1 protein-coding gene is annotated in these 1,475 nt (G+C 67.7%); it reads left to right on the forward strand.

Features of this window, described 5'->3' with window-relative positions:
- Positions 1-42: 42 nt before the first annotated feature.
- Positions 43-1,281 (forward strand): IS4 family transposase, encoded by a 1,239-nt coding sequence (locus ADL25_RS09895; RefSeq protein WP_059127291.1) that lies wholly within the window; start codon positions 43-45, stop codon positions 1,279-1,281.
- The last annotated feature ends 194 nt before the right edge of the window (positions 1,282-1,475 follow it).

Genomic DNA, 1,475 nt, shown 5'->3' on the forward strand with positions numbered 1-1,475 from the left:
CAATACTGGTGACTTTGGGGGGTTCTGTGTCGTTGTGTGGGTGTGCCAAGGCCCGGACAGGTGAAGTCGTCAGATGGTGAGCGGTTGTCGGATCGGATCGCGCTTGGGGTTTTGACGCGTGCGTTTCCGCCTGGGTTGGTTGATGAGGTGGTTGCGGAGTGCGGGCGGGTCGAACAGCGCCGCAGGCTGCTGCCGGCGCGGGTGGTGGTCTACTTCGTGCTGGCGATGTGCTTGTTCTCGGGGCAGGGGTATGAGGAGGTCGCTAGGCTGCTGACCTGCGGCCTTGAGCACGAGCGACGCTGGGATAGGACGTGGCGGGTGCCGTCGACGGCGGCCATCGGCCGGGCACGTCTGCGCCTGGGTCCCGAACCGCTGAAGGCGTTGTTCGCGAGGGTGTGCCGACCGGTAGCGACCGATGCGACGCCTGGGGCCTGGTATGGCCGTTGGCGGTTGGTCGCGGTGGACGGGACCACCTTTGATTTGCCCGATACCGAGGCCAATGGGGCCTTCTATGGCCGTCCGGGGTCGTCGCGCGGTCAGCGGCGGGGTGCCTTTCCCCAGGCCAGGGTGGCCGCGCTCGTCGAGTGTGGCACTCACGCGGTCTTCGCCGCCGAGGTGGGGCCGCTGGCCGAGCACGAGACGGTGCTGGCCCGGCGCCTGTTCGACCGCCTGTCGACGGGGATGCTGCTGCTGGCCGACCGCGGCTTCGCCGGGGCCGACCTGTGGCGGGCGGCCACCGCCAAAGGCGCCGATCTGTTGTGGCGGGTGAAGAGCAGCGCGGTCCTGCCCGTGGTCAAGGCCCTTCCCGACGGCTCCTACCTGTCGGAGATCGTTGCGGCGCGGGACAAGAACCGCCGTGCCGACCCGGTTGCGGTCCGCGTCATCGAGTACACCCTCGGCTCCGGAACCGACGGCACGGTCTACCGGCTGATCACCATCATCCTCGACCCCAAGGACGCACCCGCAGCCGAGATGGCCGCGCTGTATGCCCAGCGGTGGGAGATCGAGACCACGCTGGACGAGATCAAGACCCACCAGGGCGGTCCCCGCCTGGTCCTGCGCTCCCAGCATCCGGCCGGCGTGGAACAGGAGATCTTCGCGTTCCTGCTGGTCCATCACGCGCTACGGGATCTGATGCACGACGCCGCACGGGGCGAGGGATGCGATCCGGACCGGATCTCCTTCACCCGCACCCTGCGCGTCGTCCGCCGCCACCTCACCGGTCAGGCGGCGCTTTCCCTCCTCGCGACTCATCCGATCCCTGGCTCAAGCCCTGCGTGAGATCCGCGAATGGCTCCTGCCACCCCGGCGGCTACGATCCAACCCCCGTGTGATCAAACGCAAGATGGCCAACTGGAAACTCAAGCGGACCGAACACCAGCGGCCACCCAGCCCCGAGACACCAACCATCACCATCTCCAAGCCGACCAGAGCGCACCCGACTCGCAGGAAAGATCCCTAAATCACCGGTATTG

Source organism: Streptomyces sp. NRRL F-5122 (assembly GCF_001507435.1).
Lineage (GTDB): Bacteria > Actinomycetota > Actinomycetes > Streptomycetales > Streptomycetaceae > Streptomyces > Streptomyces lannensis.